At 47.0% G+C, this 26,725-nt stretch carries 28 protein-coding genes and 1 other annotated feature; of the genes, 15 read left to right on the top strand and 13 right to left on the bottom strand.

Translation table 11 applies throughout. From position 1 onward, the window contains the following. Positions 1–132: 132 nt before the first annotated feature. Positions 133–507, bottom strand: coding sequence for a hypothetical protein (locus tag KNP00_RS08425; RefSeq protein WP_074034233.1), 375 nt, complete (start codon positions 505–507; stop codon positions 133–135). 159 nt (positions 508–666) lie between these two features. Between KNP00_RS08425 and KNP00_RS08420 the strand changes: the two genes are divergently transcribed. The 4 genes from KNP00_RS08420 (at position 667) to KNP00_RS08405 (ending at position 4,539) form a co-directional block, all read left to right on the top strand. Continuing rightward, a complete protein-coding gene (locus KNP00_RS08420; RefSeq protein WP_215144128.1) occupies positions 667–1,098 on the top strand; it encodes a MarR family winged helix-turn-helix transcriptional regulator in 432 nt (143 codons plus the stop codon). Between the two features lie 117 nt (positions 1,099–1,215). After that, positions 1,216–1,851 carry an FMN-dependent NADH-azoreductase gene (locus KNP00_RS08415; protein ID WP_215144126.1) on the top strand — a complete coding sequence of 212 codons (636 nt, stop codon included), beginning with the start codon at positions 1,216–1,218 and terminating at the stop codon, positions 1,849–1,851. 80 nt (positions 1,852–1,931) lie between these two features. Further along, positions 1,932–2,609 (top strand): uracil-DNA glycosylase, encoded by a 678-nt coding sequence (locus KNP00_RS08410; RefSeq protein ID WP_215144124.1) that lies wholly within the window; start codon positions 1,932–1,934, stop codon positions 2,607–2,609. Positions 2,610–2,743: 134 nt separating this feature from the next. Further along, positions 2,744–2,937 (top strand) — a binding site (T-box leader). A 45-nt stretch (positions 2,938–2,982) separates the two neighbouring features. Next, positions 2,983–4,539 carry an aromatic amino acid hydroxylase gene (locus tag KNP00_RS08405; RefSeq protein ID WP_215144122.1) on the top strand — a complete coding sequence of 519 codons (1,557 nt, stop codon included), beginning with the start codon at positions 2,983–2,985 and terminating at the stop codon, positions 4,537–4,539. 42 nt (positions 4,540–4,581) lie between these two features. Here the strand turns inward: KNP00_RS08405 and KNP00_RS08400 are convergent, their stop codons facing one another. Continuing rightward, positions 4,582–5,580: an alpha/beta hydrolase gene (locus tag KNP00_RS08400; RefSeq protein WP_215144120.1), complete on the bottom strand. Its 999-nt coding sequence runs from the start codon at positions 5,578–5,580 to the stop codon at positions 4,582–4,584. Positions 5,581–5,611: 31 nt separating this feature from the next. After that, complete coding sequence (locus KNP00_RS08395) at positions 5,612–6,433, bottom strand: Cof-type HAD-IIB family hydrolase (RefSeq protein WP_215144117.1); 822 nt, start codon at positions 6,431–6,433, stop codon at positions 5,612–5,614. Positions 6,434–6,558: 125 nt separating this feature from the next. Here KNP00_RS08395 and KNP00_RS08390 point away from each other — a divergent pair, with 125 nt between their 5' ends. The 4 genes from KNP00_RS08390 to KNP00_RS08375 all read left to right on the top strand — a co-directional run bounded on the left by KNP00_RS08390 (position 6,559) and on the right by KNP00_RS08375 (position 10,479). Then, entirely contained in the window at positions 6,559–7,251 is a 693-nt protein-coding gene (locus KNP00_RS08390) for a response regulator transcription factor (protein WP_215144115.1), read from the top strand. Continuing rightward, entirely contained in the window at positions 7,248–8,627 is a 1,380-nt protein-coding gene (locus KNP00_RS08385; protein WP_215144113.1) for a sensor histidine kinase, read from the top strand. Before KNP00_RS08390 ends, KNP00_RS08385 begins: the two co-directional genes overlap by 4 nt. Positions 8,628–8,692: 65 nt before the next feature. Then, entirely contained in the window at positions 8,693–9,055 is a 363-nt protein-coding gene (locus KNP00_RS08380) for a DUF1499 domain-containing protein (RefSeq protein WP_215144111.1), read from the top strand. Then, the gene (locus tag KNP00_RS08375; RefSeq protein ID WP_215144109.1) at positions 9,055–10,479 is read left to right on the top strand and encodes a dihydrolipoyl dehydrogenase family protein; all 1,425 of its coding nucleotides are present in this window, start codon (positions 9,055–9,057) and stop codon (positions 10,477–10,479) included. The genes KNP00_RS08380 and KNP00_RS08375 overlap by 1 nt, the downstream gene beginning before the upstream one ends. Before the next feature lie 30 nt (positions 10,480–10,509). On the opposite strand, the gene KNP00_RS08370 is transcribed toward KNP00_RS08375, so the two are convergent. The 3 genes from KNP00_RS08370 to KNP00_RS08360 form a co-directional block, all read right to left on the bottom strand. Beyond that, complete coding sequence (locus tag KNP00_RS08370; protein ID WP_215144107.1) at positions 10,510–11,289, bottom strand: flagellar motor protein MotB; 780 nt, start codon at positions 11,287–11,289, stop codon at positions 10,510–10,512. After that, positions 11,267–12,049, bottom strand: a complete 783-nt coding sequence (gene motA, locus KNP00_RS08365; protein WP_215144105.1) for a flagellar motor stator protein MotA — start codon at positions 12,047–12,049, stop codon at positions 11,267–11,269. The genes KNP00_RS08370 and motA overlap by 23 nt, the downstream gene beginning before the upstream one ends. A gap of 86 nt (positions 12,050–12,135) precedes the next feature. Further along, positions 12,136–12,387 carry a hypothetical protein gene (locus tag KNP00_RS08360; RefSeq protein ID WP_240542798.1) on the bottom strand — a complete coding sequence of 84 codons (252 nt, stop codon included), beginning with the start codon at positions 12,385–12,387 and terminating at the stop codon, positions 12,136–12,138. A gap of 139 nt (positions 12,388–12,526) precedes the next feature. On the opposite strand from KNP00_RS08360, the gene KNP00_RS08355 reads away from it, so the two are divergent. Beyond that, positions 12,527–13,906: a TrkH family potassium uptake protein gene (locus KNP00_RS08355; RefSeq protein ID WP_215144104.1), complete on the top strand. Its 1,380-nt coding sequence runs from the start codon at positions 12,527–12,529 to the stop codon at positions 13,904–13,906. A gap of 165 nt (positions 13,907–14,071) precedes the next feature. Beyond that, positions 14,072–14,356 carry a hypothetical protein gene (locus tag KNP00_RS08350; RefSeq protein ID WP_215144101.1) on the top strand — a complete coding sequence of 95 codons (285 nt, stop codon included), beginning with the start codon at positions 14,072–14,074 and terminating at the stop codon, positions 14,354–14,356. A gap of 88 nt (positions 14,357–14,444) precedes the next feature. Here KNP00_RS08350 and KNP00_RS08345 read toward each other — a convergent pair whose 3' ends face one another. Next, positions 14,445–15,515 carry an SDR family oxidoreductase gene (locus KNP00_RS08345; RefSeq protein ID WP_215144099.1) on the bottom strand — a complete coding sequence of 357 codons (1,071 nt, stop codon included), beginning with the start codon at positions 15,513–15,515 and terminating at the stop codon, positions 14,445–14,447. After that, positions 15,512–17,683, bottom strand: coding sequence for a PAS domain-containing sensor histidine kinase (locus tag KNP00_RS08340; RefSeq protein ID WP_215144097.1), 2,172 nt, complete (start codon positions 17,681–17,683; stop codon positions 15,512–15,514). Before KNP00_RS08340 ends, KNP00_RS08345 begins: the two co-directional genes overlap by 4 nt. Positions 17,684–17,803: 120 nt before the next feature. Between KNP00_RS08340 and KNP00_RS08335 the strand changes: the two genes are divergently transcribed. Both KNP00_RS08335 and KNP00_RS08330 read left to right on the top strand, forming a co-directional pair. Next, a complete protein-coding gene (locus KNP00_RS08335; RefSeq protein ID WP_240542797.1) occupies positions 17,804–18,304 on the top strand; it encodes a restriction endonuclease in 501 nt (166 codons plus the stop codon). A gap of 216 nt (positions 18,305–18,520) precedes the next feature. After that, positions 18,521–19,003, top strand: a complete 483-nt coding sequence (locus KNP00_RS08330; protein ID WP_215144094.1) for an LURP-one-related family protein — start codon at positions 18,521–18,523, stop codon at positions 19,001–19,003. Positions 19,004–19,124: 121 nt separating this feature from the next. Here KNP00_RS08330 and KNP00_RS08325 read toward each other — a convergent pair whose 3' ends face one another. After that, positions 19,125–19,748 carry a DUF1836 domain-containing protein gene (locus KNP00_RS08325; protein WP_215144092.1) on the bottom strand — a complete coding sequence of 208 codons (624 nt, stop codon included), beginning with the start codon at positions 19,746–19,748 and terminating at the stop codon, positions 19,125–19,127. Positions 19,749–19,899: 151 nt separating this feature from the next. Between KNP00_RS08325 and KNP00_RS08320 the strand changes: the two genes are divergently transcribed. After that, positions 19,900–20,550, top strand: a complete 651-nt coding sequence (locus tag KNP00_RS08320; RefSeq protein ID WP_215144090.1) for a diacylglycerol/polyprenol kinase family protein — start codon at positions 19,900–19,902, stop codon at positions 20,548–20,550. A gap of 155 nt (positions 20,551–20,705) precedes the next feature. Next, positions 20,706–21,626: a UDP-N-acetylmuramate dehydrogenase gene (gene murB / locus KNP00_RS08315; protein WP_215144088.1), complete on the top strand. Its 921-nt coding sequence runs from the start codon at positions 20,706–20,708 to the stop codon at positions 21,624–21,626. 86 nt (positions 21,627–21,712) lie between these two features. On the opposite strand, the gene ald is transcribed toward murB, so the two are convergent. The 4 genes from ald to trhO form a co-directional block, all read right to left on the bottom strand. Further along, the gene (ald, locus tag KNP00_RS08310) at positions 21,713–22,843 is read right to left on the bottom strand and encodes an alanine dehydrogenase (RefSeq protein WP_215144086.1); all 1,131 of its coding nucleotides are present in this window, start codon (positions 22,841–22,843) and stop codon (positions 21,713–21,715) included. 132 nt (positions 22,844–22,975) lie between these two features. After that, positions 22,976–24,199 (bottom strand): PucR family transcriptional regulator, encoded by a 1,224-nt coding sequence (locus tag KNP00_RS08305; RefSeq protein ID WP_215144084.1) that lies wholly within the window; start codon positions 24,197–24,199, stop codon positions 22,976–22,978. An 84-nt stretch (positions 24,200–24,283) separates the two neighbouring features. Then, positions 24,284–24,697 (bottom strand): divergent PAP2 family protein, encoded by a 414-nt coding sequence (locus tag KNP00_RS08300; RefSeq protein ID WP_215144082.1) that lies wholly within the window; start codon positions 24,695–24,697, stop codon positions 24,284–24,286. Positions 24,698–24,822: 125 nt separating this feature from the next. Further along, positions 24,823–25,764, bottom strand: coding sequence for an oxygen-dependent tRNA uridine(34) hydroxylase TrhO (gene trhO, locus KNP00_RS08295; protein WP_215144080.1), 942 nt, complete (start codon positions 25,762–25,764; stop codon positions 24,823–24,825). Positions 25,765–25,988: 224 nt separating this feature from the next. Here trhO and KNP00_RS08290 point away from each other — a divergent pair, with 224 nt between their 5' ends. Continuing rightward, on the top strand, positions 25,989–26,618 hold the full coding sequence (locus KNP00_RS08290) for a TVP38/TMEM64 family protein (RefSeq protein WP_215144078.1): 630 nt from the start codon (positions 25,989–25,991) through the stop codon (positions 26,616–26,618). Positions 26,619–26,725: the final 107 nt, after the last annotated feature.

Raw genomic sequence — 26,725 nt, 5'->3', positions numbered from 1 at the left:
TCCAACATATCTCCTTTACAGTTCGGGTACAGTCCTTTATTCCCCTCTAAAAAAACAACTACTCCAAAAAATCCCCATGTCGATTAGCCGTTTCGGTCTAACCTTCATGAGGAGGATCTACAAACGATTTGATTAGTAATGTCGGAATGCGGACATATCTAAATGACTCGCCTCGGACTCGTCAACCGCAAGCTCGATTCGCAAGTGTTCGTGGAACGGGGAGACGAGAGCGCCCATGCATGCAACCGGTTCGTGATCGGGGACCGGTGATTTACGTTTCGTTTTGACGAATAAGTAGTCCGATCGTTTTAACGTCAATAAAAAACGTTCCACGGCATGCGGTTCACGGGTCACGTTTGGCCAAGGTAAATGATTGAATAACAAAAAGACCGCGCCTTCTTTTTCGAGCGCATAGTCCGGTGCGATGCCTTCCCGATTCAACAAATCGATGACAGCATGCAAAAACTCCCGTTTAATCGTCAATGAAATTTCGTAATACTCACGCATACGGTCCACCCTTTCTTAAAATCACAATACTACCATTCTAAACGTTTACGACATGTGCGACAATGAAGAAGTCTCTTGACGAAGCTTTTTTACAGGCTTATACTGCATAAGTCCTGCTATACTAGTGATATATGATGAACGAATTGAGGTGAAACCGACATGATTGAATCCCTTGAATTGAAGGCGTGGGTCGTTCTCGCACGTACGATGGATGCCATCAGTGATCGTGTGAAAGAAGACTTGCGAAGCCACCAGTTAAATTCAACAGAGTTCGGTGTTTTATCCGTACTGTATAAACGCGGAGATACCACGTTACAACAAATCGGAGATCAGATTTTGATTACGAGTGGTAGTGTGACATACGTCATCGATAAGTTGGAAAAACGTGGACTGATCGAACGAATCGCCTGTCCTTCTGACCGTCGCGTCACGTATGCTTCGTTGACAGACGATGGAAAGGCGCTCATGGATGTCGTCTATCCGCAACACATCGAAATCTTCAAAGATATATACGGACCGTTAAGTGATGACGAGACGGAACAATTGATTTCGCTATTGAAACGAGTCGGTTATAACGCAGCGGGCAAATAATGTCCGTTGCTTTTTTTGTGTAATATCTTGAAGTTGAAATAATTGACGATGAGATATATGGATGATATAGTTCAAACTGTTCTTGAAATAGAAAACACATTTATGGAGGATGACATGATGACTAAAGTATTATACGTATCGGCTAACCCGAAACCGACTGAACTTTCATACAGCAAACAAGTGGCAGAGACATTCGTATCAACACTTCAAGCAGAAAATGCAACCATCGAAGTAGAAGCAATCGAGCTTTATGATGTCGATGTCCAAGAGATCGACGGAGACGTGCTCAGTGCGTGGGGCAAATTCGCATCAGGTGAAGCGCTCACGGATGTGGAGGCGAAAAAAGTGGGTACGATGAGCGGTATGCTCGAGAAGTTCATGCAGGCGGACCTATACGTATTCGCGACTCCAATGTGGAACTTCTTTTTCCCGGCACGCATGAAGATGTTCCTCGACAGCGTCCTCATGGCGGGCAAAACGTTCCGTTACACAGAACAAGGTCCTGTCGGATTGCTTGAAAACAAACAAGCGGTACACATTCAAGGAACGGGTGGAATCTACACAGGAACAGACCTCAACTTCGCGGACGCATACCTTCGTCAAGCGCTTGCGTTTGTCGGTGTATCTGAAGTGACGACGGTGGCGGTCGAAGGAGTGAGTCAATACCCGGATAAAGTGGAAGAGATTGTTGCGGACGCAAAAGCGAAAGCAGAGGCACTTGCGAAAGAAGTGGCAGGCGCAGTAACGGTATGACCTTAAAGGGTGAGTCAATCGACTCGCCTTTTTGTATGCATTTATTTTGGGTATGATACAAAGGGAAAGGGGAGTATGCCATGGCAGATCAGTTATCGAGTCGACTGCTTGGGGATTGGACGGATATCATCCAAGAAGAGATGAAGCAGCCTTACTTTCAACAGTTGAAAGAGTTCGTCGACCAAGCTTATGAAGAGACGACAGTGTATCCGAACCGACAAGACATTTGGAATGCATTTCTTTACACGAAGTTCAGTGACGTGACATGTGTCATTTTGGGTCAAGACCCTTACCATGGACCGAACCAAGCACATGGACTTAGCTTTTCAGTACAAGACGGTGTTCGTTTGCCACCATCATTACGAAACATCTTTCAAGAACTAAAAGATGACATCGGATGTGACCTCCCGAAGAATGGAAATTTAGAGAAATGGGCAAAACAAGGGGTCCTTCTGTTAAATACCGCATTGACAGTCGAAGCGGGGAAGGCAGGTTCTCACCGGGGGAAGGGGTGGGAACAGTTTACAGATTCTATCATCGAGCGACTCGGGAGTCGTGAGGAACCAATCGTGTTCATCCTGTGGGGGAATGACGCGAAGAAGAAGATGAAGTGGATCGGAGATCAACATAAAGTGCTCACGTCGGTACATCCAAGTCCGTTGTCGTCCCATCGTGGGTTCTTCGGCTCTAAGCCATTTTCACAAGTAAATGATGCGTTGAACGAGTGGGGGAAATCCCCGATTGAGTGGTGCCTCTGACAGTCTACGAAAATTCGTAGGCTGTTTTTTGTTGACGTGTCAAAAAACCTTTGGTAAAGTAACTAGCAAGACGTCACTTTAGCGCTTAAAAGCATATATGCATAACAGCATGACTGTAAAAAAGAAAATATGTAAATAAAGCGAAGAAAGAACCGAAGTAGAGACATCTTCCCTGGCCCAGAGAGCGTGTGGTGCTGCGAATACGCCCAAAAGATGAATCGAATTACAGTTCTTGAGCTCTCAAATTTGAGCGGTCCCCCGTTATCGGATCAAGCGGCCAGATATTGTTTGGCAACTAGGGTGGTACCGCGGCTTCGTCGTCCCTATCGATTCAATCGATAGGGACTTTTTTTAATTTAAAGGAGGACTTCACATGTTGACACAATCGATTCCAAAACACCTAGCCCCACATATCTCTCCACAGTTTTACAATGAATACACACCAACAGATCACGCCGTGTGGCGCTTCGTGTTGCGGTTAAACCTGCATACGTTAGAAGGAAAGGCGCATCCATTTTACATCGAAGGATTGAACCGGACAGGAATGGGGCCGGACCGGTTGCCAAACGTCGAACAGATGACCGATGAGATGCAGGCGGCAGGATGGTCGACAGTCGCGGTGGATGGACTCATCCCCGGCGTTGCTTTTTTCGACTTCCAGGGGAACGGAATGCTACCGGTCGCAACGGATATCCGAAAAGTCGAGAACATTTTATACAGTCCGGCGCCAGACATCATTCACGAGGCAGCGGGACATGCACCGATGTTGATGGACCCGACATTCTCGGGAATCGTCAAGCGTTTCGGCCAATTAGGTGCCAAAGCGTTCATGAACCGGGAAGAGCATGCTTCATTCGCGGCATTGAAACGTTTGACGATCGTGAAAGAGAATGCCAATTCGACGGAAGAAGACATCGAGGCGGCGGAAAGAGCCGTACATGAAGCGAAAGCGCAAGTGACAGGATTTTCTGAGGCACAACAAGTCGCACGCATCTTTTGGTGGACTGTCGAATTCGGTTTGATTGGAGACCTCGAGAGCCCAATGATCTACGGGGCGGGTCTTTTATCATCTGTCGGAGAGAGTCGTCACTGTCTCACTGACGCGGTCGTCAAGCATCCATTCGACTTAGAGCACGCATTACAGACGAAACAAGACGTGACGAATATGCAGAAAGAATTGTTCGTCATCCCGGATTTCGAGGCTTTATCGTCTGTCCTAGATGAGTTAGAAGGGAGAATGGCAATTCAAAAAGGTGGGATCGAATCGGTAGCGAAAGCATTGGCGTCGGGAAGTCAATCGACGATTCGACTTGAGGACGGGTCAGAGCGCGTCGGCATCGTTCGCCACATGACGGAGTCGAAAGAACATACGCTCATTCAATGGGATGCGTGCACCATTGTAAAAAGTGGTCAGTTGACGAAACGAGAGCGTCACGGACTTCTCATTGTACATGATACGGAATCCGCGCTAAATCGAGACGACCTCCTCGACGGGATGACCGTTCGTCAAGCATGTGCGTCCGACACGCTCGAAAGTGTGACGGTTCAACTGGAAGGACGGACGATCTCACTCGACTCACTCGAGGTACGAGTTGACTCGCTTCCATCCGTTTTCCCAGGAACGACGGTAGAAGAGTTGATGATGATTGAAAAGCCTGTGATCATCGAGCGAGACGAACGTGTATGGACGAACGATGATCCAATGTTCAACCGCATTCATCTCATGCGTGAGCGAGGAGAATCGATTGATGGTCTCGTCCCCACTATTTTATCTGAACATCCAGACGCTTGGTTACTGCACATCGAGTGTCTCGAAATGGTGAAAGACGAAAGGTTGAAGCAGACATTGATTGACCGACTCGAAGCACTTCGTCATACATCACCTTCTCGTGATGAACTGATTGGACGCGCATTTGAACTGTTGCGCTAAAAAATAAGCGACGTTCACCGTAAAAGGCGAACGTCGCTTATGTTATGAGGATGGATTCGTCGTTTCACGTAAGAACGTGATCAAACGGCGATACGTGGAATTAGCAGCCGGACGGTCCATTTCAAAATAGTAGTTATGACCGAGCTCGTGTTCATTTCGGTCATAAAAAGCGGTCGTGACATCTGTTCGACCGGAGAGGATCGTCGCAAATTCTTTCGCTTGATCTTCAAACGAGTGGGCGTTCCCATCGGTGATGAATGTCGGCACGAACGTTGCAGGCACGTTGACTAGAGGTGAGGCCTCGGCGACGACAGGGAGTGTCTCCCAATTATACGTGCCAAAGTAAGCCCAACCGATTCGTTTAAATAAGAACCGATTCATGGACTTCGATGATTCAAGCCATGCACGTTTAAAATCAAGCGGAGCAGATAATAAGACGGTTCCAAGAATTGATGATTTTGGTACGACTTGCAAAACATCGGCAGAAGGCGAATAGTCGTCGTTCAACTGAATCCCGACGAACTGTGCTACAAGCTGTCCACCGTTTGAGTCTCCGGCAAAGAAAACACGTTCCAAATCAAGATGGAATCGATCGTTATTTTCCGCGATAAAGGTATACGCCTCTTCAATCTGCTTGAGTGGAGTCGGATATGTCACGTCAGGCGCGAGCGCATAGTTGATGCTGACAACATTGTATCCGTTACTCGCGATCGAAGCCGCGTAGTTCAATACGTCTGATTTGTCACCGCCGACGAATGAACCGCCATGTACCCAAAAAATCGTAGGAACCTTGCGTCCATTTCCTTCATAGCGAATCAAGTCGAACGTTCCGTTTTCATAAGCAGACAAATAGTCGATGTCTTTTCGGACAGACGTCTTTTGAACGACTTCCTCAAATCCCTTCATCTCCACTTCGTTCCCCCCCGCGAACGAAGTTTTGATGAGACGCGTTGCCGGTTTAGGCGAGAGGAACACATACGCCGCTCCTGCGATCGCTGTTCCAATCAAACCGACTCCAGCTCGTTTCAACCCTTTATTCATCTTACTTCCTCCCTTTCTTGCAACAAGAAGCTTATTGCGTGACGAGTACGTCCGTCATGTACGTGTCGATGACATGAGCAATGCCGTCATCATTGTTTGATTTTGTGATGAAGTCTGATTTCCCTTTGACGATCGTGTTTGCGTTACCCATGGCAACGCCGAGACCGGCCCATTCAATCATCGTCAAATCGTTGTTCCCATCGCCACAAGCAATCACTTCCTCTTGTGCGATGCCGAGTTGGTCGGCTAAGAAGGCGAGGCTTGTCCCTTTTGTGACACCAGCCTCTGTAAACTCTAAGAAGAATGGTTTAGAACGAGCAACGGCCAACTGCCCGGCCAACTCTTCTTGTAGCTTTGTCTCGATTGGGGCGAGCGTATCACCATCTGCAAGCATCAAACATTTGACGACCGGGGCTGTCACGGCTTCTTTGAAATTGTCGACATGTACGACCGGCATACCCGTCAATTCACCTTCGATATCGGTATACGGGTTCGGACGATCGGTTACGATTTCGTTACCGACGTACGTATGAATCGCGATTCCTTCACGTTCACTGATATCATGGAGATGGGCGACTGTATCCGGTTGGAGCGTGCTCGAGAAAATTTCCTCGTTTGTCGCGCAATTGATGACCGAAGCACCGTTGAACGATAGGATGTAGCTACCGTATTTCGCAAGTTCCAATTCACGGGCTGCATCCCACATCGCAAACGTTGGTCGTCCGCTCGCAAGAACGACTTTATAGCCGCGTGCTTGTACATCAAGAAGCGCTTCTTTTGTTTTAGGGGAAATCTTATGGTCGCTCGTGAGAAGCGTATCATCCATATCCAATACAATCATCTTGTAACTCATAGTAGTAGGGGGTCCTCCTTCAGATTCTAATGACTCCATCCTAAACCTTTTTAAGGTCAATTGACAACCTTGTCGCAAAAACGTAACTATAATGTAGAGAAGTGAACTCTAGAAGAGGTGGAAATATGAATCGAATTTTAGTAGCTGAGGACGAGCATGCGATTCGCAGCTTCATTATTGTTAATTTAAAGCGGGCCGGTTTTGACGTGTGTGAGGCGACGAATGGACGAGAGGCGGTCACCGCTTTTGACCGTGAACCGTTCGATGTCGTCCTGTTAGATGTGATGATGCCAGAGATGGACGGGTTCGAGGCATGTGCGGCCATTCGGGATATCGACGAAAATGTTGGGATTATCATGCTGACAGCAAGAACGCTTGAAGAAGATAAGATTGAAGGACTCGGAAAAGGAGCAGACGATTATATTGCCAAACCATTCAGTCCGGGCGAATTGGTGGCACGTATCCAGGCGCTGTTGCGTCGCGTGGAAAAAGTGAAACGAAAAGACTCCAAACGATTGAAATCGGGACCGTTCGCCATCGACCTCGCCGCGAAACAAGTGACGAAGTACGGACAATCGATTGATTTGACGCCGACAGAATATGATTTGATTTGTCACCTCGTTCAAAATGAAGAAATCGTCTTATCACGTGATGCGCTTCTTGACGCTGTATGGGGGATCAATTATTTCGGGGATCGAAAAACGGTCGACGTCAACATTCGCCGCTTGCGTCAAAAAATTGAAGACGACCCGAGCCATCCGATTTATATCGAGACGTTGTGGGGTCACGGATACAAATGGCGGAGACATGAAGCATGAAGCAACAGTTAGTCATTCGCATGATGATTGTCGTGACCATCGTCTTACTTTTACTCGTCAGCGTGCTGTCTTATGGGACATATCGATACTATTACGAGTATGAGTCAGAGGCATTACTCAGTCATGCGACCACAAGTGCATATTTATACCCTCAAGCCCAAGTCGGATTTGAGACCCCGAGCGCATTCTCGGTCCTCGTTCGGACATTTGGCTATCCCGGGACCGATTTGACGATTGTCGACCAAAGCGGTTCGATTGTCAAAACGACGGGACAGCGGACGCGGCAGGCATCTTTTTCACCAGAGCAGTTACAGAAGCTTTCAGAAGGGGAGTCGGTCGTCCAAGACTATGATGTCGGCGATGAACATTACTTATCGGTCACTAGTCCCATCATGACAAACGAAACGTCAGAGTTTGCGATTAGCTTCACACGGCCACTTGAAGATTTAGACACGCTCATTCGTGAAATTTGGATGACGGTCGTGACCATTGGGGTTCTCATTTGGTTACTCGCTCTGTATACGGTCATACGAATCGCCGAACGCTTCGTCAGACCGATTCGCCAAATCATCGAAACAGCAGATGAGATGGTACAAGGGGACTTTGACGTATCTGTTGAATCAAACGAAAAACACGAACTCGGGGCTTTGGCTCGAACACTCACGTATTTAGGTGCGAAAGTGCAACAACACCAGTCGACACGTAACGAGTTTCTCTCTAGTGTGTCGCATGAACTGCGAACACCGCTCACCTCGATTAAAGGATGGACCGAGACGATTCGTGGAGGCGATGAAAAATTGTCGGATGAGACGGAGCTTGGGTTGAGCATTATCCATTCGGAAACAGAGCGCATGATCGGTCTTGTGGAGCAACTGCTCGATTACACAAAGATTGAAGAGAGCCGCCTAGTCCTATATCGTCAAGAACTGGATTTGGTCTCCTTGTTACGGAAAGTGACGTTGCAATTAAAGCAGTCACTTGAAGATAAAGGCATCACCCTCGTCGAGCGCTATCCACAAAAGTCGGTCGGGCTGTTTGATGAGAATCGGTTAAAACAAGTGTTTTTAAATATTCTGGAGAACGCCATCCGTTTCTCACCAGAGGGGGGGACGTTGACGATTCGCTTCGTTCAGTCAGAACGTGTCGCTTTCATCTCGATTATCGATGAGGGTCCCGGCATTTCACGTGATCATTTACAGCGAATCACAGAGATGTTTTATCAAGCTCACGTGACAGAAGGGAGTAGCGGGCTAGGGCTTGCAATCTCAAAAGAATTGATCGAGGCGCATGAAGGAAAACTCGTAATCGAGAGCGAAGTCGGACATGGGACGACCGTGACCGTCTTGTTGCCACTCGACCCGAGTGAATTACATTAATAGGATTAAACCTCCCGATTTCAGGCTACATATAGATGTATGCACAGAGAGGGAGGTTTTTCACGATGGCCAATCAATCTTTGAAACCGTTAAAAGGAAGTCCGAACGCTGTTTCGACGCAAACCTCTATTGAAAATTTGCGGATGAATCCCCTCCCATACGGAGGGAGTCGCGATCGATCAGTTGAAGCGATCAAGATGATAATGAATCAATTACCGAGGACCGAATTGATGAAGGAAACAGAGGATGGACTTCATTATGTGGTCACTTCGAAGGTGATGCGATTCAAAGATGATGTCGATTTTTTATTTGATGACACGGCGCAACAAATCGAGTTTCGGTCTGCGTCTCGTGTCGGTCACTCAGACCTTGGAGTGAACCGAAAACGGATGGAACATGTAAGCGAACAGTATCGGAGGTTGATTTGATGAAGGATTATCAGTTGATTGTTATCGGTGGTGGCGCCGCAGGGATGACGGTAGCCGCTGGGGCGGCAAATTTAGGCGTGAAAGTAGCGCTCGTCGAAAAGAATAAGCATTTAGGGGGCGACTGTCTGCACGTCGGGTGTGTACCATCAAAAGCGTTGATTGCTGCTTCAAAAGAAGCGAATTCGATTATGCAAGCAGCACGAGTTCTCGGAACCGAGTTTGATGGTGCCGAACATTACCATATGTCAAAAGCGCGGGTCGACAAGGCTCGTGCCATCATACAAGAGCATGATGGAAGAGAACGGTTTGAGAAAATCGGGGTAGATATTTATATAGGAGAGGCTTCATTCCAAAGTCCATATGAATTGAAGGTCGGGGACGAGTTGTTGATTGGAAAGAAATTTGTCATCTCGACGGGGTCAAAGCCGACCGTTCCCCCGATTGATGGATTAGACCAAGTGAAATACTTAACGAATGAAACGGTGTTTGAAGAAGAGACACTACCGAAGAGCCTGATAGTCATCGGTGCCGGGACGGTCGGGCTCGAGTTAGCCCAGTCCTTCGCTCGGCTTGGCTCGCAAGTGACGGTGCTCGAAGCGCAGGATGACTTTCTCCCTAAAGAGGACAAAGAGGTCTCGACCTATTTAAAATCCCAACTCGAGATGGCGATGCGCTTAAAGATTGGCGTGAAGGTCAAGCGGGTCGATTCAATCGATGGTCATGTTCGAGTGACGGCAGAGGTGAATGGAGAATCGGTTGAGTATGAAGCCGAGAAATTGCTCATGGCGACGGGACGTGTGCCTCGAATCGATGAACTCCGTCTCGACCGGGCAAACGTTCAAGTCACGAAAGGGTATATCGACGTCTCCTCTTCGTATCGGACGTCACAATCGCATATCTTTGCAATTGGAGATACGATCAAAACGCTACCGTTCACACATGCGGCAGGGGAAGAGGCAAAGGCGGTCGTCGCCAACGCGCTCTTTGGACTATGGAACAAGGTAGATTATAGCAAGCTACCTTGGATTACATTCACAGACCCTGAAGTATTTCATGTTGGGATGACTGAACAGGAGGCACGCGAGCGTTACGGGGACGATATCGAGACGTATAAAGCGACCTTATCCGAAGTTGACCGTTTCATCACAGATCGTCAAGAAAACGGATTCGTAAAAATAATTACACGTAAGAACGGTAAGATTCTTGGCGGACATGCAGTTGGGATGTCTTCGGGAGATTGGATGCAGATCGTCGTCTATGCGATGCAGCGCGGTGATAAGATTGGAAAGTTATCACGAATGATTTATCCATATCCATCCCGAAGCGAGGCTGTGAAGAAGGTGACGGACCTGTATTGGCGGAAACGCTTGTTTGAAAGTCCGCTTACTGAACTGGCGAGACGTTACTTCAAATTGACGCAATAACATAAATCACCCACTCGAGAGTGGGTGATTTTAGTTTGGCAAGATGATAGTTTCAATCATTTTCGGTTCACCTTCAGAAAGGTTGACGAGTGGTTTGATTAACACTTCAACACGTCGGTTTTTTGAACGACCTTCTTCCGTATCGTTCGTCGCAATCGGCTTGAACTCACCATAACTCGCTAATGTGAACTGAGCGGGGTTCAATGACTCGTTCTCTAGAAGTCCTCGCATGAACGCGGTTGCTCGCGCCGAACTGAGTTCCCAGTTTGATGGGAAACGAGGCGTGTTGATTGGAATGTTGTCGGTATGACCAGAGACGACGATTTCTCGCTTACCGGCCTTCTGCAATATCTGACTAATGTTTTGAGCGACACTTCGAGCGTCCGCATCAAGCGTCGCTTCTCCTAGATTGAAGAGGGCGCGGTCCTGAATTGTTAAGACAAGACCACTCGAGTTAATGGTCGCTTTGATTTGGCTTTCTAGACCATTCTTTTTAATATATTGGTTCACTTCTTCTTTTAACTCATCAAGCTGAGCCAGTTCGTACGTCCGCGGGTTCGCGGTCGTATCTGTTCGATCTGTCCGACTGATATCACTGTTTGAAGCGGTAGAAGCCTGAAAGACACTAACCCCTCCAGAGAATACTTGACTGAAGGACTGTGACATTTTTTGAAGTTTCGTTTGATCGACGTTACTTGATGCGAATAGTACGATGAATAGCGCGAGCAAGAGTGTCAACAAGTCGGCGTAAGGAATGAGCCATCCTTCCGGGATATGTTCTTCATGATCATGCTTCTTTTTGCGCTTCATAGTCAGCTCGCTCCTTTGGAGACAAATACACAGACAACTTATCTTCTAGCGTTTTAGGAGATTCGCCGCTCTGAATCGACAAGATCCCTTCAATCATCATTTCTTTAACGACGACCTCGCTCTTTGAATATTGCTTCAACTTATTGGCGAACGGGAACCACAACACATAACCACTGAATATCCCGAATAACGTCGCAACAAAGGCAGCTGAAATCGCATATCCAAGTTTGTCGATATCCGATAAATCTTTCAATGCGGCGACAAGTCCGATTACGGCACCGAGTACACCGAGTGTCGGAGCGTACGTACCTGCTTGTGTGAACACGTCAGCGTTCGCTTTATGGCGTATTTCCATATTCTCGATATCACGAGACATCACCTCGGCGATGTATTCGGACGGTTGACCATCGATGACCATCATCATACCTTGGCGCAAGAACGGTTCTTCGACTTGTTCGAGTGCCGTTTCAAGAGATAAAAGCCCTTCTTTCCTCGCTTGTGTCGACAAGTCAACGAACTGAGTGAGCAACACGGGCTTACTTGGCAGTTCTTGCTTTTTAAACAAGATTTTAAACAGTTTCGGAACGTTTTGCAGTTGTTCTTTCGATACGGCAATACTGACCGCGGCAGCTGTACCGACGAAAATAATAACGATTGCGGCAGGGTTGATCAGCGGTGCGATACCTGCGCCCTTTAATAGCATTCCACCGACGAGGGTGAGGAACCCAAGTATGAGTCCGACTAACGTAACGACATCCATGTCTTTGTTTTCCACCTTTCCAAAATAAATCAGGACAAAAAAAGCGAGAGACGCTTCTCGTCTCCCGCAACATGCGTTCCCGATGATTAAGCGCCGTTTTCATCAATCAACATTTGAATGCTGATATTTCGTTCTTCACGCTCTATATCGGTTAATACGTCGTATTTTTTTAACAATGCATACAATTGATTCACGACTTCTTGCTCAAGTGACCAATGAAGCAATTCTTCTAGCTGAAAATAAAGGTGGGCAGGCATACATTGTGATTGGCGCTCCAGCCTTCGTGAGACATCCTCTATCGAATGATCTACCGTACTAGGGTCCACGGTTTCATTCAACCTCCTCAACATTCTTAAAGTCTATCTCTCATAATACCAAAAAATGATCGAAAGCGTTAGAGATACATTTTGTATTGGCATTTATAAGGGTGGAGAGTAATATGAGGCTTAGAACAAAAAAAGTGAAGGAGATGTCGTGATGCGGCATAGATTATCAACGCGTAAATTACTCATGAACCGAATTGAGGCTCTCTATCGAATCGTTTTCGAAAAACCCGCTCGTTTTATCGCGGGAGGTTTCTTGCTGGCGATCTTGATTGGGGCGACACTTCTATATATGCCGTTTTCTCAGGAACAACCGGTTTCTTGGATTGATTGTCTGTTCATTGCGACATCGGCGGGAACCGTGACTGGTTTATCCACAGTCGACATCGGATCATCCTTTACGCTGTTTGGTGAACTGGTCATCGTCGCCCTCATCCAAATCGGAGGTCTCGGGTTCATGACGATTGCGTTGATGCTCCTCAGTCTACTAGGGAAGAAAATTGGATTGAAACAGCGGATTCTGTTGCAAGAATCATTGAATTTGGCAGGACCAGGCGGGACAGTTCGACTTGTTCGAAATATCGTCTTCACAACGATTATCGTGCAATGGATGGGAATGATGTTTTTGACGTTCGAGCTATATAGAACCGGGGACTATTCTTTCGGGACAGCTCTCCATTACGGATTTTTTCATGCCGTTTCTGCGTTCAATAACGCAGGGTTCGCCCTGTTTCCGGACAGTCTCATGTCGTTTGAACAGAACACGGCAATTGTTGTAACGATTGCGATGATGATTACGATTGGAGGTCTTGGATTCACGACGATTGCTGACGTGACGGAGGTGAGAGGGTGGAAACGACTCGCCCTCCACTCAAAAATCATGATTTTGTCTCTTTTCATCATCAACGGTGTGGCTTGGTTCATCCTCATGTTGTTTGAATGGGTGTCAAACAAAGGGGTCATGTACGGAAAGCCGTTCGGTGAGGCGTTACATGTAACGTTCTTTCAAGCGGTGACGACGCGAACGGCAGGCTTCAATACAATCGATATCTCGACGATGGCCCCTGCATCAATCGGCTTGATTTTAATTCTCATGTATATTGGGGCAGGTGCGGCCTCGACCGGTTCTGGAATTAAAGTGACGACGCTTGCGGTCATCTTTGCAGACATGTGGGCGTTCATTGCAGGGAAAAAGGAAACGGTGATCATGGAGCGAACGATTGACCCGTTTCAAATTAAAAAGGCGTATGTGGTCGCAATTTCAAGCTTCTTGTTTATTCTCATCATTACGGCGCTCGTCATTTTGACGAACGGTCACATTCCGGCAGGATCGATTTTGTTTGAGACGGTCTCAGCATTCGGTACGGTTGGTTTATCGCTCGGGATCACGGCCGAGCTGAATGACGCCGGTAAAGGGTTCATCATGTTCATGATGCTTCTTGGACGGGTCGGGTCGTTGACGATTCTGTTCACGGTCGCACGGCAAGCCAACCGAAAGATTCGTTATCCGAAAGAGAAAATTTTGATTGGATAATCGTGTGTCGCAGGCTGTATTCCCAACGAAAAAATTGAAGCTGTTTCGAGTTAAAGAAGTCAGATGGTGACATGATTTGTAATCACCTTTATTCGATTCATAGATTGGTATATAATGGGTTTTTGAATACGGAACTTGACTGAATCGATCAAGGAGGGGTTTGACTTGTTATCTTGGCTCGGTATGACAAAAGGAGAGGAAACAGGGCGACAATTCTTCGGGGATGTGTCGAAACGAGCGGTAACGCTTGTATTACTTTCGTCATTGATTTTGATGTATGGCGTGAAGTCGTTACTGATCTACCTAATTCCAACAGCGTATATGGAGGATGCAATCGTTGCGGTGCTCCCTCGTATCGTTGGGCTTTTTGTGGCATTGGTCTATATTCTCGTCTTCGAGCGTCTGCTACACGACCAAGCGGATTCTCGTAAAGACGCGAATCAAGTGTAAAAAAGTGTACTCCCGTTTGCGGAGTACACTTGCCGTTGATGTATGAATCTCATGCATTTCGTCAATCCTCGCTTCAAGCCCTGACGAATCAGGGCTTTTTGTGTGTCATAAAATAACGGACAATTTCCGGGAGGTAGTCCTTTAGGTCTGGACAAACGATTCCCGTCCCGTCGAGTGCACGGATCGTTTGGGTCGTGTCAAAGTGAACGGGATGTTTAAAGTAGTCCAGTAGTTCGTGAGGAACCTCGAGTCGTTTGCCACCATTCCATGCAGTGAATGCCGCATCGGCAACCGTATGAGGAATAGTCCCACGAGGGGGACGTGCAAACATCGCCTCATGCAACATACGGTACACTTCCCGTGCGCCGTGAGGGAATGGGTCCGTCAAATGGAACGTCCGCTTCATCCCGGTCGGAGAGTGGGCTAAGAAGGCGGTCGCCTCCACCACATAATCGTACGGGACGAGGTTTACCTCGACGTTCGCTCGCCCGATGTAGGGCAATGGGCGCATCTGCTGAAGTTGTGCCATCAATTTCAAGACGAAATAAACACCATCGAACTTTTTCGTTTCGCCGGTTCGGCTATGACCAATCACGATACCAGGGCGAATGATGGTGATCGGCATGTTTCCCATCTCACGGGAGACGAGCGCTTCCGCCTCGTACTTAGTCGCTTCATAATGATTTTTAAACTGGACCCGGTGCCATAGTTCGTTCTCATAGACCGTTCCACGCCGACGTCCGGCGATATAGGCTGTGCTAAAGTAAACGTAACGCTTCAATTGTTTCGAACGTTTGGCGAACGCGGTCACATGTTTCGTTCCGAGGATATTGATGCGATAACCGATGTCATATGGGATGCTCAAATCGTAAGCGGCAGCGAGATGAAAGACGTAATGTACATCGCGTTCAACGACAGACCGTACGATTGGATCGAGAATCACTTCAGGTAATGTGATATCCGCTTCCACGAGCACGAGCTGATGCGGTTCAAGGGACGTTGCTGAAAGCAAAGAGTCACGCAAGTATTCCGCTTCACGTTGTTGATTTGGAAGATGCAAGGCGTAGATGATTCCGATTTGATGCGGTAACGAAGCGAGATGTTCAATTAATTTTCCCGCTAAAAAGCCAGGGAATCCGGTAAAAGCATAATTGTTCATGACATGTCCTCCGCTAAGTCTAATGTGAATGTGAACGTAGAGCCTTTTCCGACAGTTGACTCCACTTCGATTATTCCGCCGTGTGACTCAATGATTTCTTTACAAATGGATAATCCGAGGCCCGTCCCACCGATTTTACGTGTATCTGAATTATCGACTCGATAAAACTTCTTAAACAGTTTCTCAAACGCATGCTCGGGAATGCCGATTCCGAAATCTCGGATGGATACGTGTGCCTGATTATGCTCTTGTCGGATTTTCACTTCAATCTCTTGTTCATTTGGAGAATACTTAATGGCATTTGAAATCAGGTTGACGAGTACTTGTTCGATTCGGTCTCGATCCGCAATCAACTGAATGTCATCGGTGTGATCGAAATGGATGGCATGATCACTCGTTTCACGGAATCGTTCAATCACTTCCAAAGTCAGTTCATTCAATGAGAAGTGATTTTGTTTGTATTCCTGATGGCCGTCCTCCATCCGCTGAATATCTAAAAAATCGTTTAGCAATGCGGTCAGTCGCTTCGCTTCTCGCGACATTGTGTTTAAAAAGCGCTCTCGTTTTTCAGGTGTCAAATCGCGAGCGAGCATCAGTTCGATATATCCAGACAACGAAGAAAGTGGCGTCCTCAATTCATGGGATACGGTGCTCACCAACTCATTTTTCATTTGATCCATCTTCTCTTCTTCCGTACGATTGCGAAACACAAACAAGAAACCACTATCCATTCCGATTTGCCGTTTCGTATCCATCGTTGTCCCATACATCTCGTAGTATTCTTCATCTCGATCGTTTGGTTGCGGGATTGAGAATCGCATCGACACCTCTCGAGCCGTTCCGTCAAACAACTGGTCCATTTTACGTAACATCTCGCTTCTGTCACGAGGACGGAACGTGGAGAGGAGGGGGATTCTCTCTTGGATTTTGTTCGGGGCGATGCCTGGCAAATCCATGAGACGTCTCGCATGAACGTTCATGAACAAGACACTCCCATTCGATTCGGTCAATACAAACGCTTCGTTTGACGCTTGTAAAATGGATTGAATGATATCCCGTTGACGGGCGATCGCATTTTTTTCACGTTCGAGCATGCGTTCAATCTTTTTACGGTCACTAATATCACGCATAACAGCTACTCGCAACGTTTGACCTTGGTAGGTCACTTCTTTCGGATAGACTTCCATCTCTAAAAATGTCCCATCGTCCCGTCGTCCGATGACTTCATAAGGCGTTTGAATGTGATTTCGAATGCGTCGCAATACGTCTGCTCGGTATCCCTCGGCGATAAACTCAATCGTCTGGCGCCCGACCATCTGTTCTGCAGGAATTTTAAAGATCGACTCGGCCGCCTTGTTCGCGTCGAGAATCACTCCACCTTCATGAAACAGGACGGCTTCGATCACGGACTCGGCAAACATGCGATAACGCTGCTCTTTATAGCGAAGTTCCCGTTTCAACTCAATCTCGGAACTCACATCAAACACGAAGAAGAAGAAACCGATGAGCTGTTCTTTCTCATAAACGGGATGCATAAACAGTTTACCGATGAAGTGTGTCCGGTCTTTACATTGAAATTTCCACTCACGGTTTCCTCGGTCGAGCGCAAGGCGCAACATTTGTTCAAACGAAAGCAATCGCTCGGTCTCGTCTTGATAAGCAGAGCGTTTTTCGCTCAACTCTCTCGACTCAAACAAAGCGAACGGCGTCATTTCATAAAGGACTTCATGAGGCGCGTAGCCGAACAGTTCCATTGCCCCTTGATTGAAACGGGTGATCAACATATTGGCATCTGTCATAATCATCGCCATGTCGAGCTCGGTGTGCATCATTGCCTCGAAAGCATTGTGTTGAATCGTCACGCGTGTATCATGGGGAAGTGGTTCAATCGAGAGGAGGTAATGGTTCTCCCAAGGGATGGCATGCACGCGCATCGTTGGTAGTTCATACATCCAAGGAAGTCCTTGTTCCATCCGGCGAGACAATTCCATCGTGATGGGAGACTGATTGACCATATGAAACAGGTTCGTACGAGTTTGGAGATTCTCTGGGAACTTTTCTAGAAATGGTCGGTTTGCTTGAACGATTGCTCCATCTTTTTGTATTAAGGCAACCCCGTAAGGTAATGCATGCAGTAACTCACTTTGGAGATTGGCGTGGTTCTCCATGAACGGTCATCCCTCCTTCGTGGTGTTAAACGAGCACATCCTCTATATCATTCGACAGCTCCCCCTTCCAATTCCTGCCCGTGAAACGGTAAAGTAAGATAGAAGAATTGGAAAGGAAGGATGGAGTTGATCGGTTTACTTTTAAGCATCATCGGTGCGGTTTGTTTATGGTGGTTCGAGGCACCACTTTGGAGTAGCATATTGCTCCTCATTCTCGGCATCGTGTGGTTGATTTGGAAGTTCAGATTGTCGACCCTCGATCGAATCGATCGGATGGATGGTCGTGAGTTTGAACTATTCTTAGAAGAAGTATTCACAGCCCTCGGTTATACAGTCACGGTGACCCCCGCATCTCGCGATTTTGGAGCGGATTTATTACTTGAGACTCCGGATGGATGGTCGATTGCAGTTCAAGCAAAACGCTATGAAAAGGTAGTCGGTCTTGAAGCGGTTCAACAAATCGCGGCGGCTGTTCCGTATTATGGGACGCACGAAGGCTGGGTCGTGACGAACTCAACTTTCACGGACAGTGCGCATGAATTGGCTGCACCGAATCAAGTTCGTCTGATTGCAAGAATGGAGCTTGAAGAACTCTTAAAGGAAGCGGGATACAGGCGTTAAGAACAGGCTTGTTCACAAGTTCGACAGAATCCGAAATCGTGTCGAAAAAAAGGGGTTGTCTTTTTCTTTAAACGATGCAATAATCATCTTCGTCATATGAAATATGTAGTAGTTGAAACGAGATAAAAATGAGAGAGAAACGATTGGGGTTTTCAGAAATACCCGACCGTACACATATAAAAAATCACGGTTGGAACGTGCTAGGAGGAAAAAGCGGTGCGCAAATTAATTTATGTAAAAGGTTGTGTCTTTACGCAAGGTGAGGCGACCATTTATGACGAGTCAAATGATGCGATCGGATCTGTTCACCGCGACGCGGAAGGCAGTGTCCAAGTGCACAATTTGTCAGGACGACAAATCGCTCACGGGAAGTATATCCCGAATTGCCAGAAATGGGTCGTCATGAACCATGACGGGCAGGCGATTGGTCAATTGAAAGACAAATTCTCGTTGTTCGGGAAAAAGTGTGAGTACAATGTCTATGAACGCGGACTCTTCACGATTCAATACGATGTGGAACGTCATAAATTCAGCGTTCGGGACAAAGCAGGTAAGCTCGTAGCAGAGCTACGAAAACAAGAGGACGACACGTTCTGCTTAACGAAAGAAGCAGATCAGTTATCGATGTTTGAACTTCTTTCTGTACTCAAAACGTTGACGATTAAATCACGGATGCCGCTTGCGGTATCTGTCTCATAACGATGAAGAACACCGGTCAGAAGAGAGGGTACTGAAAACCTTCTCTCTATCCGAACGTGAACAGAAAAAGGACGATTGGACCGACTTGTGTCGGGACAATCGTCCTTTTTCTTTCGTTCCATCAAATGAAACGGTTTAAGTAATGCTTCGCCTCAAGTTCAAGTGTCGTCACCCGATGTGCATACAAACAAAGCTTCAAGACGTGGATAATGTTTGGGTGTGAATACTCCATCTTTTCAAGCGATCGTTTCGCTCGTGTATCGAGCAGGTCGATTGGGCTCGTTGACTTTGCATACTCCGCATACAGGCGATAAAAATCAATCGGTTTGATAAAGTCGTCCTCATCACGGTCGGGGTTATTGAAGATGAGCGCCAATAGAGAACTCGTCTCTTCTAATGAAAAAAGGTGTTTTAAGTCGTCAAGGAGATAAATAATTGCCGCTTGGTGTAATGAATATTTTTTACCGATTCGCGGGACACCGATGATTTTCCGGACTTCACGCTTTGTCCAGTTTTGAATCGTTGTCGCGGATAGATGTTCTCCAGTCAATGTGTTTGCGAGAGCAACGATTTGGTTGATGGATAAGCCGTTTTTTTCAATGTGGAACAAGTGGATTTTTCGAAGTTCTTTTGGGAAATGCTCACGTACGTCCTCCGGGAAGAGGGCGATGGCTCGCTCGATTTCTCCAACTTGCATGAAATGAAGGCAATCTGCCAAAGTTTGAATTGAAGTTGCGTCGCGCATACGGCCACCCTTTCTATCGCCAACATCGTACGTTGGCTATACAGTCATTTGACCTCATTCTACCAAATGTTTGAAAAGTAAGCTAGGATGGGCACTGAATGAGGTATAATGACGGTATTATAAACATTCTGTACATAGAGGTGGTCAAACAATGAATGAATGGCTCAGTTCGATTCTTTCCATTGCGGTCGTCCTTGTGTTTCTCGTAGGAATCGAACAAATCGGGAAACGTCTTGGGTGGACAGATGAAACGATTCGAAAAGGTGTACATATCGCAGTCGGACATTGGTCGCTTTTGGCGGTATGGTTAATGGATTCATGGTACGTCGCGGCAGTCCCACTCCTCTTCTTCACTTTTGCGAATGCGGTCTTGCTATATAAGAGTCCGTCGCCGGTTCACCAAACAGAACGAAAGTCACTCGGTACGGTATACTACCCGATTGCGTTACTCGTCATTTTATACTTCTTCTTTGAGTCGGAGCCGATCGCATTTTTAGCCGGGTCGCTCGTCCTTGCGTGGGGAGATGGGATGGCCGCGCTCATTGGACGTAAATATGGCACGGTCATCTATGATTTATACGGTCAAAAGCGTTCTTTTCAAGGAAGCATCGCTATGTTCCTAAGTTCGTATGCAGTCTTATTTTTATTGTTTTTGTGGAATGATGTTGTCATGTGGCAAGTGGTAACTTATGGATTCATCATTTCCATTATAGCTACGTTAACTGAAGCGATTTCATATCGTGATTGGGATAACTTTACAATTCCGATTATAGTTGCGATCGCTACATCGTTATTGTTATAAACTAATCGCCATATTGTAAGAAAAACGTTGCTTGTCACGTCCATCAATCATTTGTATACTGTGTTTCGTACTGAAACCATTCAGTGACGTGCTCGGAGCGGATGAAATGGAGCCGAAGCACTGATTAAATAGAACGTAAAGGATTGAGTGAACGCATGAGCTTTTTACAGCAACTTCAGAGTATTATTTCGCCCGAGCGCGTCCTTCAAGACGAGCCGTTGTCGGCACACACGTATACAAAACTAGGTGGAAAAGCAGATTACTTCGTAGCACCACACACATATGAAGAAGTACAGGCCGTCCTACAATTAGCTCATCAAGAGGCGATGCCGTTTATGATTCTTGGCTTCGGTTCAAACTTGATCGTCCGTGACGGCGGAATCCGTGGAATCGTATTGAACCTGAATGAGTTAAACACGATTCGTCGAGACGGGAATCAATTGATTGCCCAAGCAGGGGCAGCGATTATCGATGTATCGCGCCAAGCGCTTACGGAAGGTTTATCCGGTCTTGAGTTCGCCTGTGGGATTCCTGGGACAGTCGGTGGAGCGGTCTATATGAATGCAGGCGCATACGGCGGAGAGACGAAAGACGTCATCACTTCTGCGACGGTATTGACACCGGATGGGGAAGTCCTTCATTTATCGAAAGACGAGTTAGAACTCGATTATCGGACGAGCTATGTTTCTAAAGAAGGATTGATCGTCTTAGAGGCGACGTTCGAGCTTGAACCGAAGAGCGACGAACTGATTAAAGAAGTCATGGATGACTTGACGTATAAACGCGAATCGAAGCAACCGCTTGAGTATCCTTCTTGTGGAAGCGTGTTTAAACGCCCTCCCGGCTATTTTGCCGGCAAGTTGATTCAAGACTCAGGCTTACAAGGGAAGCGGATCGGGGGAGCGGAAGTGTCACTCAAGCATGCAGGATTTATCGTCAATATTGCGGAGGCGACAGCGACGGAATACATTTCATTGATTCGTCACGTGCAAGCAATCGTTAAAGAGAAGTTCGAAGTGGAGTTAGAACCGGAAGTGAAGATTATCGGGGAAGACATCACCGTTGAAAATGCATAAGCGAAGAATGGGGACGGGCGCTGTCGTTCGGACCATTCTTTCATATTAAAGGAGGCGACGAGAATAGGCATCTCGTCGCCTTTTGTTTACACTTGTTTTTGTTTAGTGACCGCTTCGTAAGGATGCATGAACGGATACTCCAAATCACGAGCGACCGCTTCATACGTGACAGTCCCGTTTATAACGTTCAATCCTTTTAGAAGCGCATCGTTTTGTTGAAGTGCCGGAAGTACACCTTTTTGTGCACATTCGATAATATACGGCATCGTTGCGTTCGTCAGACCCATTGTAGATGTGCGTGGCACGGCACCTGGCATGTTGGCAACAGCATAATGTTGCACGCCATAGCGCTCATACGTTGGGGCATCGTGTGTCGTGATATGATCGATTGTTTCGCAAATGCCTCCTTGGTCGATCGCGACATCGACGATGACCGACCCGGGTGACATGCGTTGCACCATTTCTTCTGTGACAAGCTTCGGTGCTTTTGCTCCCGGGATGAGGACCGCCCCGATGACGAGGTCACTCTCAGCCACTTGTTTCGCAATGTTGTATTTATTTGAGATCAACGTATTGATCGTATTTCCGAACAAGTCGTCGATTTGACGGAGTCGGGCTGGACTAATGTCCATCAAGGTGACGCTCGCCCCAAGACCGATTGCGATACGGGCTGCATTCGTTCCGACGACACCGCCTCCGATGACCGTGACGTTCGCACGAGGCACACCAGGTAAGCCGGACATAAGAATGCCCTTCCCACCATGAGGTTTTTCTAAAATTTGTGCTCCGATTTGTGCAGCCATACGACCTGCGACTTCACTCATCGGTGTGAGGAGCGGTAGCGTCCGATCGACTTCTACCGTTTCATATGCGATGGCCGTGATGCCTGAATCGACGAGCGCTTTTGTCAATTCTGGCTCTGCTGCCAAGTGCAAATAGGTGAAGAGGGTCAAGTCAGGACGGAAATATTGATATTCCGATGCTTGCGGCTCTTTTACTTTGAGTGCGAGTTCAACGCCCTCCCATACTTCTTTCGCTGTCTCGACGATTGTTGCACCAGCGTCGATATATTCTATATTTGTGAAACCGCTACCGAGACCAGCGTTCGTTTCGACGTAGACATCATGACCGAGCTCCGTTAACATCACTGCCCCCATCGGCGTTAAGGCAACCCGATTCTCATTGTTTTTAATCTCTTTTAATACCCCGATTTTCATGGAACATTCCCCTTTCATTCCGTTGACACAAATTGTTCACACCCTTAGTATAGACCCATTTGAAAACGCTGTCTTTATCATGGATTCTAAAAATGAAGACAACCACTTTGTGAAAAAACACAAAGTGGTTGTCTAGTCTTCTAATCGATATTGACCGGCTTTGATTGCTAAATAAATCATCGCACGTTCCGGTAAAGAAACTTGAGTAATATTCGTCAATTCTTCGATCCGACGCATCCGATACAAGACGGTATTCGGATGAATGTGTAGGTGTGACGCGACCCTTTTTACGTTACCCTCAAAATAAAAATACCATTCGAGTGTCGTCTCGAGTTCGGTCTGATGCGATGAATCATACTGTTGCAAACGTTCGACGGTCGGGTGGGTTTCAAGACGTAGACCGATGCGCCTTGCGAGTTCGGGGACGAGTTGATAAATCCCGATTTGCTCAAATGCATGAGAGTTCAAAAGCTCCAAAGGGAATTTGCGACGTAACGTGGTGACGCGCCTCGCTTCTTCGGCTGCGGCGTACAGCATATCACTTTCGAAAAAACGTCGGCTGATGCCGAGTCGTGGTTCGGATTCGGAGAATTTGTCTTGAAGCAATCGTTCGAAACGTTTTGCCCAGGCGAGTAACGCCGTCTCTTCATCGGAGAGTTCTGATTTCATATAGTGCCAAATGAGTAACTGTTGCCCGTCGATGGCGTGTAACACGACTTCGATTGCCTCTTGAGTCGCGAGAACATAGTGGAGACGTTCTGCCAACTGCGGGGTAATCGGTTGGGCGCATTCAATGATCGTCAAACGACTTGCGACCGCAATGGGCGCGAGTTCGTTCAATCGTTCGCGATTGGAGTCATTGAGTGCCGGGGAGGCGAGGACGTCTAACAAAAAGCGTTCGAGTTCGGCATTGATGCGCCGCTCGTGCATCGCAATCGTCATGAGTAGTTTTTTTGCGATCGTCGCTCCTTCTTTCAAAATGGCTAATTCTTGATTGGTAAACGGGGTTGTCCGTGCCAAGCTCCATATATAGCCGAGGACTTCATCATGTTGCTTGATGACGACAGCTGCACGTTCCCCGAGTCCGACGGCGAGGCGGGCCGGGATGACGACAGGGTCATGTTGATTGATGACCTCTCTTAATATGCCGCTTTCCCATAAGTCCTCGATGACGGGCTCGGGGACACGCCGACCGATAATGGTTGCGATTCTGGCCGGGTCGGTCGAATCAGGATGTGTGCTATAAGCAAGCAATTGATGATGGCGGTTTTCGATTGTAATGGGTGCTCGAATCGCTTGACCAATTGCTTCTGCGAGTGAATCAAGTGACTCATAAGATTTTTGCAAAAAAGGCATGTCGATTCCTCCTCACTCTGAGTATAACGTCTTCTTTGTGAAACTTCACAAAAAGAATCAGAAGTGTGAGAAATGACATACCTTTTATATTGGGAAAAGCAATCCGACGACAAGACCGAGCAATGCTCCGACGATGACCTGAAACGGAGTGTGTCCGACGAGTTCATTCAAAATGGGGGTTTCATGTTTGATTCCTTTAAAGTAATCATTTAGAAGTCGAGCTTGAAATCCGACCGCCTGTCGGACGCCTGTCGCATCATACATGACGATGGTCGCAAAGACGATTGCGAGGGCAAACATGCTCGAATCGATCCCTTCCATGCGTCCGATAGCCGTTGCGAGCGCGACGACCGTGGACGAGTGTGAGCTCGGCATACCACCAGAAGCGAACATAATTTCAAGTTCAAAATCCCTCGTTTTAATGAGTTCGGTTACGAGCTTGGCTGCTTGGGCGATGAACCAAGCGAGCATCGCAGCGAGTAAAGGTTCGTTAAACATACATTCACTTCCTGTCTGACATAGTATCTTCACTATACCCGAAAGCGGCTGTTGCTAGACGTTAAGATTTTGTCAAAAAAGGTGTCACGGAGAAGTTCTCCATGACACCGATTGGTCGATTTTTGTTACCCGGCAACTTCTTCAGTTTCTTGAAGTTTCTCTGCAATGTTGTCAATGACATAACGGTTGCGAGGGTGTTCTTCACACGCTTTTGAACATGAACGCTTATGTTTCGGTTCACATTCTTCACAACAGAAATGCTGTAAGTTACACTCCGGGTTGGCACAATTAACGTAGCGAACCGTCTCTTTCCCACAGTGCATGCAATGTGAGACAACATTCGGGTTCACGGAGTTGACTGGTACATTGATGCGTTCGTCAAAGACGTAAAGCTCACCTTCCCAGTCCTCTCCTTTTGTCGCTTCATCTTTTCCATACATCGCGACGCCACCTTTAAGGTGGAAGATGTTGTCGTGACCTTGGTCACGCATATATGCTGTAAATTTCTCGCAACGGACACCGCCGGTACAGTACGTGAGAAGTGTTTTTCCTTCGTAAAGGTCCTTGTTCTCTTCGAGCCAATCTGGCATGTATCGCGACGCCTCGACATCAATTTTGATCGCGTTTTTAAAGTGACCAAGCTCGTACTCGTAATTGTTACGAACATCGAGGATGACGACATCATCACGATTCATCATCTCTTTCCATTCTGCTGGTTCGAGATATGCCCCGTGTTGTTTCGGCACGTCAAACTCACCATCAAAGCGCCACGTCACGAGCTCTTTCTTATGACGGACAAAAATTTTCTTGAAAGCATGCTCTTCAACCTCATCGATTTTAAATTCGATGTCGCTAAAAAGTGGGTTCTCTTTCAAGTCATTCATGTATTGCTCGGTTTGTTCCCAAGTACCAGAGCACGTCCCGTTGATTCCTTCGGAGGAAATCAAGATGCGTCCTTTGACCCCAAGCTCCTTACAATACTTCAAATGCTCTTGCGTGAGTGTTTCTGGGTCTTCAATGTTGACGTACTTATAGTACAACAAGACCCGCATTGGTTTTGATTCCATGTTATGTTGCTCCCCTGTGTTCAGTTTTTTGCAGGAAAACGAACGTTGGGTTGTGTCGTTCGACGAATAGACTTGCCTGCAACCACAAGTCCATTATTATATGATAAATATCACGGCGAGTTTTCGCAAATGGTTTTTATTTTTTTTCGTGAATGCAGGGAGATGCGTCTTGTAAATCGAATTTGGGGAATAGGGTAGTAACGAAAGTTGAAGGTGGAACGACTATGCTCACTTCTCTCCAACAGTACATCATCCAATTGATCGAATGGCTTCAAAGTTTACCTGGTGGCCCGTGGGCCGGCCTCGGCGCGCCTTTTTTGGAAGCGATTTTTCCATTTTTGCCGCTCGTCTTAATCATCTCAGCCAATGCGGCCACATATGGCTTTTTATTAGGAGTTCTTTTATCGTGGATTGGCAGCTTACTCGGGACGGTCGTCGTCTTCGTAGCTGTAAGGTACATCTTCCGAAAGCCGATGACACGATGGTTAGAGAAACATAAGACCGCGGTATATTGGCTAGAGCGAATCAATCATATGAGTCCGATTTCGCTCGGGTTCTTGTACTCGCTCCCGTTTATACCGGTCAGTTTGATCACTTATTTGTTGGCGCTCATTCAAATGAAGCTTCGCACGTTCGTGTTGGCGGCCGGGTTTGGTAAACTGCTCGTCGTCGTGATTTTTTCTGTCATCGGAGACCAATGGGAAGAGTTTATCCAAAGTCCGTTCCGTTTGTCGATGCTCGGTCTGCTTTTGGTCGCATTGTGGGCAATCAGTCGGGGACTTGAGGAAGTGCTCAAGCGACGGGCTTTCAAAAAACGGAACGAAGAGTTGAAACAAGATTTGATCAACAAATGACAAACACCCCTTCGAGAAATGATATGCTCCCCAATAGGTAGACAGATGAAATAACAAATCTGTTTATTCTAATTGGGGAGTGTTTTTTTATGGCGAGAAGTCGGCAT

The organism is Exiguobacterium qingdaonense (assembly GCF_018617855.1).
Classification (GTDB): domain Bacteria; phylum Bacillota; class Bacilli; order Exiguobacteriales; family Exiguobacteriaceae; genus Exiguobacterium; species Exiguobacterium qingdaonense.
Note: the sequence above shows the minus strand (reverse complement) of the source record. Positions and strands in the feature narration are given on the sequence as shown.

What these genes read in the sequence shown, in the direction of transcription:
- KNP00_RS08425 (WP_074034233.1), bottom strand. Translation starts at nt 507, where the DNA reads ATGCGTGAGTATTACGAAATTTCATTGACGATTAAACGGGAGTTTTTG.
- KNP00_RS08420 (WP_215144128.1), top strand. Translation starts at nt 667, where the DNA reads ATGATTGAATCCCTTGAATTGAAGGCGTGGGTCGTTCTCGCACGTACG.
- KNP00_RS08415 (WP_215144126.1), top strand. Translation starts at nt 1,216, where the DNA reads ATGACTAAAGTATTATACGTATCGGCTAACCCGAAACCGACTGAACTT.
- KNP00_RS08410 (WP_215144124.1), top strand. Translation starts at nt 1,932, where the DNA reads ATGGCAGATCAGTTATCGAGTCGACTGCTTGGGGATTGGACGGATATC.
- KNP00_RS08405 (WP_215144122.1), top strand. Translation starts at nt 2,983, where the DNA reads ATGTTGACACAATCGATTCCAAAACACCTAGCCCCACATATCTCTCCA.
- KNP00_RS08400 (WP_215144120.1), bottom strand. Translation starts at nt 5,580, where the DNA reads ATGAATAAAGGGTTGAAACGAGCTGGAGTCGGTTTGATTGGAACAGCG.
- KNP00_RS08395 (WP_215144117.1), bottom strand. Translation starts at nt 6,433, where the DNA reads ATGAGTTACAAGATGATTGTATTGGATATGGATGATACGCTTCTCACG.
- KNP00_RS08390 (WP_215144115.1), top strand. Translation starts at nt 6,559, where the DNA reads ATGAATCGAATTTTAGTAGCTGAGGACGAGCATGCGATTCGCAGCTTC.
- KNP00_RS08385 (WP_215144113.1), top strand. Translation starts at nt 7,248, where the DNA reads ATGAAGCAACAGTTAGTCATTCGCATGATGATTGTCGTGACCATCGTC.
- KNP00_RS08380 (WP_215144111.1), top strand. Translation starts at nt 8,693, where the DNA reads ATGGCCAATCAATCTTTGAAACCGTTAAAAGGAAGTCCGAACGCTGTT.
- KNP00_RS08375 (WP_215144109.1), top strand. Translation starts at nt 9,055, where the DNA reads ATGAAGGATTATCAGTTGATTGTTATCGGTGGTGGCGCCGCAGGGATG.
- KNP00_RS08370 (WP_215144107.1), bottom strand. Translation starts at nt 11,289, where the DNA reads ATGAAGCGCAAAAAGAAGCATGATCATGAAGAACATATCCCGGAAGGA.
- motA (WP_215144105.1), bottom strand. Translation starts at nt 12,049, where the DNA reads ATGGATGTCGTTACGTTAGTCGGACTCATACTTGGGTTCCTCACCCTC.
- KNP00_RS08355 (WP_215144104.1), top strand. Translation starts at nt 12,527, where the DNA reads ATGCGGCATAGATTATCAACGCGTAAATTACTCATGAACCGAATTGAG.
- KNP00_RS08345 (WP_215144099.1), bottom strand. Translation starts at nt 15,515, where the DNA reads ATGAACAATTATGCTTTTACCGGATTCCCTGGCTTTTTAGCGGGAAAA.
- KNP00_RS08340 (WP_215144097.1), bottom strand. Translation starts at nt 17,683, where the DNA reads ATGGAGAACCACGCCAATCTCCAAAGTGAGTTACTGCATGCATTACCT.
- KNP00_RS08335 (WP_240542797.1), top strand. Translation starts at nt 17,804, where the DNA reads ATGGAGTTGATCGGTTTACTTTTAAGCATCATCGGTGCGGTTTGTTTA.
- KNP00_RS08325 (WP_215144092.1), bottom strand. Translation starts at nt 19,748, where the DNA reads ATGCGCGACGCAACTTCAATTCAAACTTTGGCAGATTGCCTTCATTTC.
- KNP00_RS08320 (WP_215144090.1), top strand. Translation starts at nt 19,900, where the DNA reads ATGAATGAATGGCTCAGTTCGATTCTTTCCATTGCGGTCGTCCTTGTG.
- murB (WP_215144088.1), top strand. Translation starts at nt 20,706, where the DNA reads ATGAGCTTTTTACAGCAACTTCAGAGTATTATTTCGCCCGAGCGCGTC.
- ald (WP_215144086.1), bottom strand. Translation starts at nt 22,843, where the DNA reads ATGAAAATCGGGGTATTAAAAGAGATTAAAAACAATGAGAATCGGGTT.
- KNP00_RS08305 (WP_215144084.1), bottom strand. Translation starts at nt 24,199, where the DNA reads ATGCCTTTTTTGCAAAAATCTTATGAGTCACTTGATTCACTCGCAGAA.
- KNP00_RS08300 (WP_215144082.1), bottom strand. Translation starts at nt 24,697, where the DNA reads ATGTTTAACGAACCTTTACTCGCTGCGATGCTCGCTTGGTTCATCGCC.
- trhO (WP_215144080.1), bottom strand. Translation starts at nt 25,764, where the DNA reads ATGGAATCAAAACCAATGCGGGTCTTGTTGTACTATAAGTACGTCAAC.
- KNP00_RS08290 (WP_215144078.1), top strand. Translation starts at nt 25,989, where the DNA reads ATGCTCACTTCTCTCCAACAGTACATCATCCAATTGATCGAATGGCTT.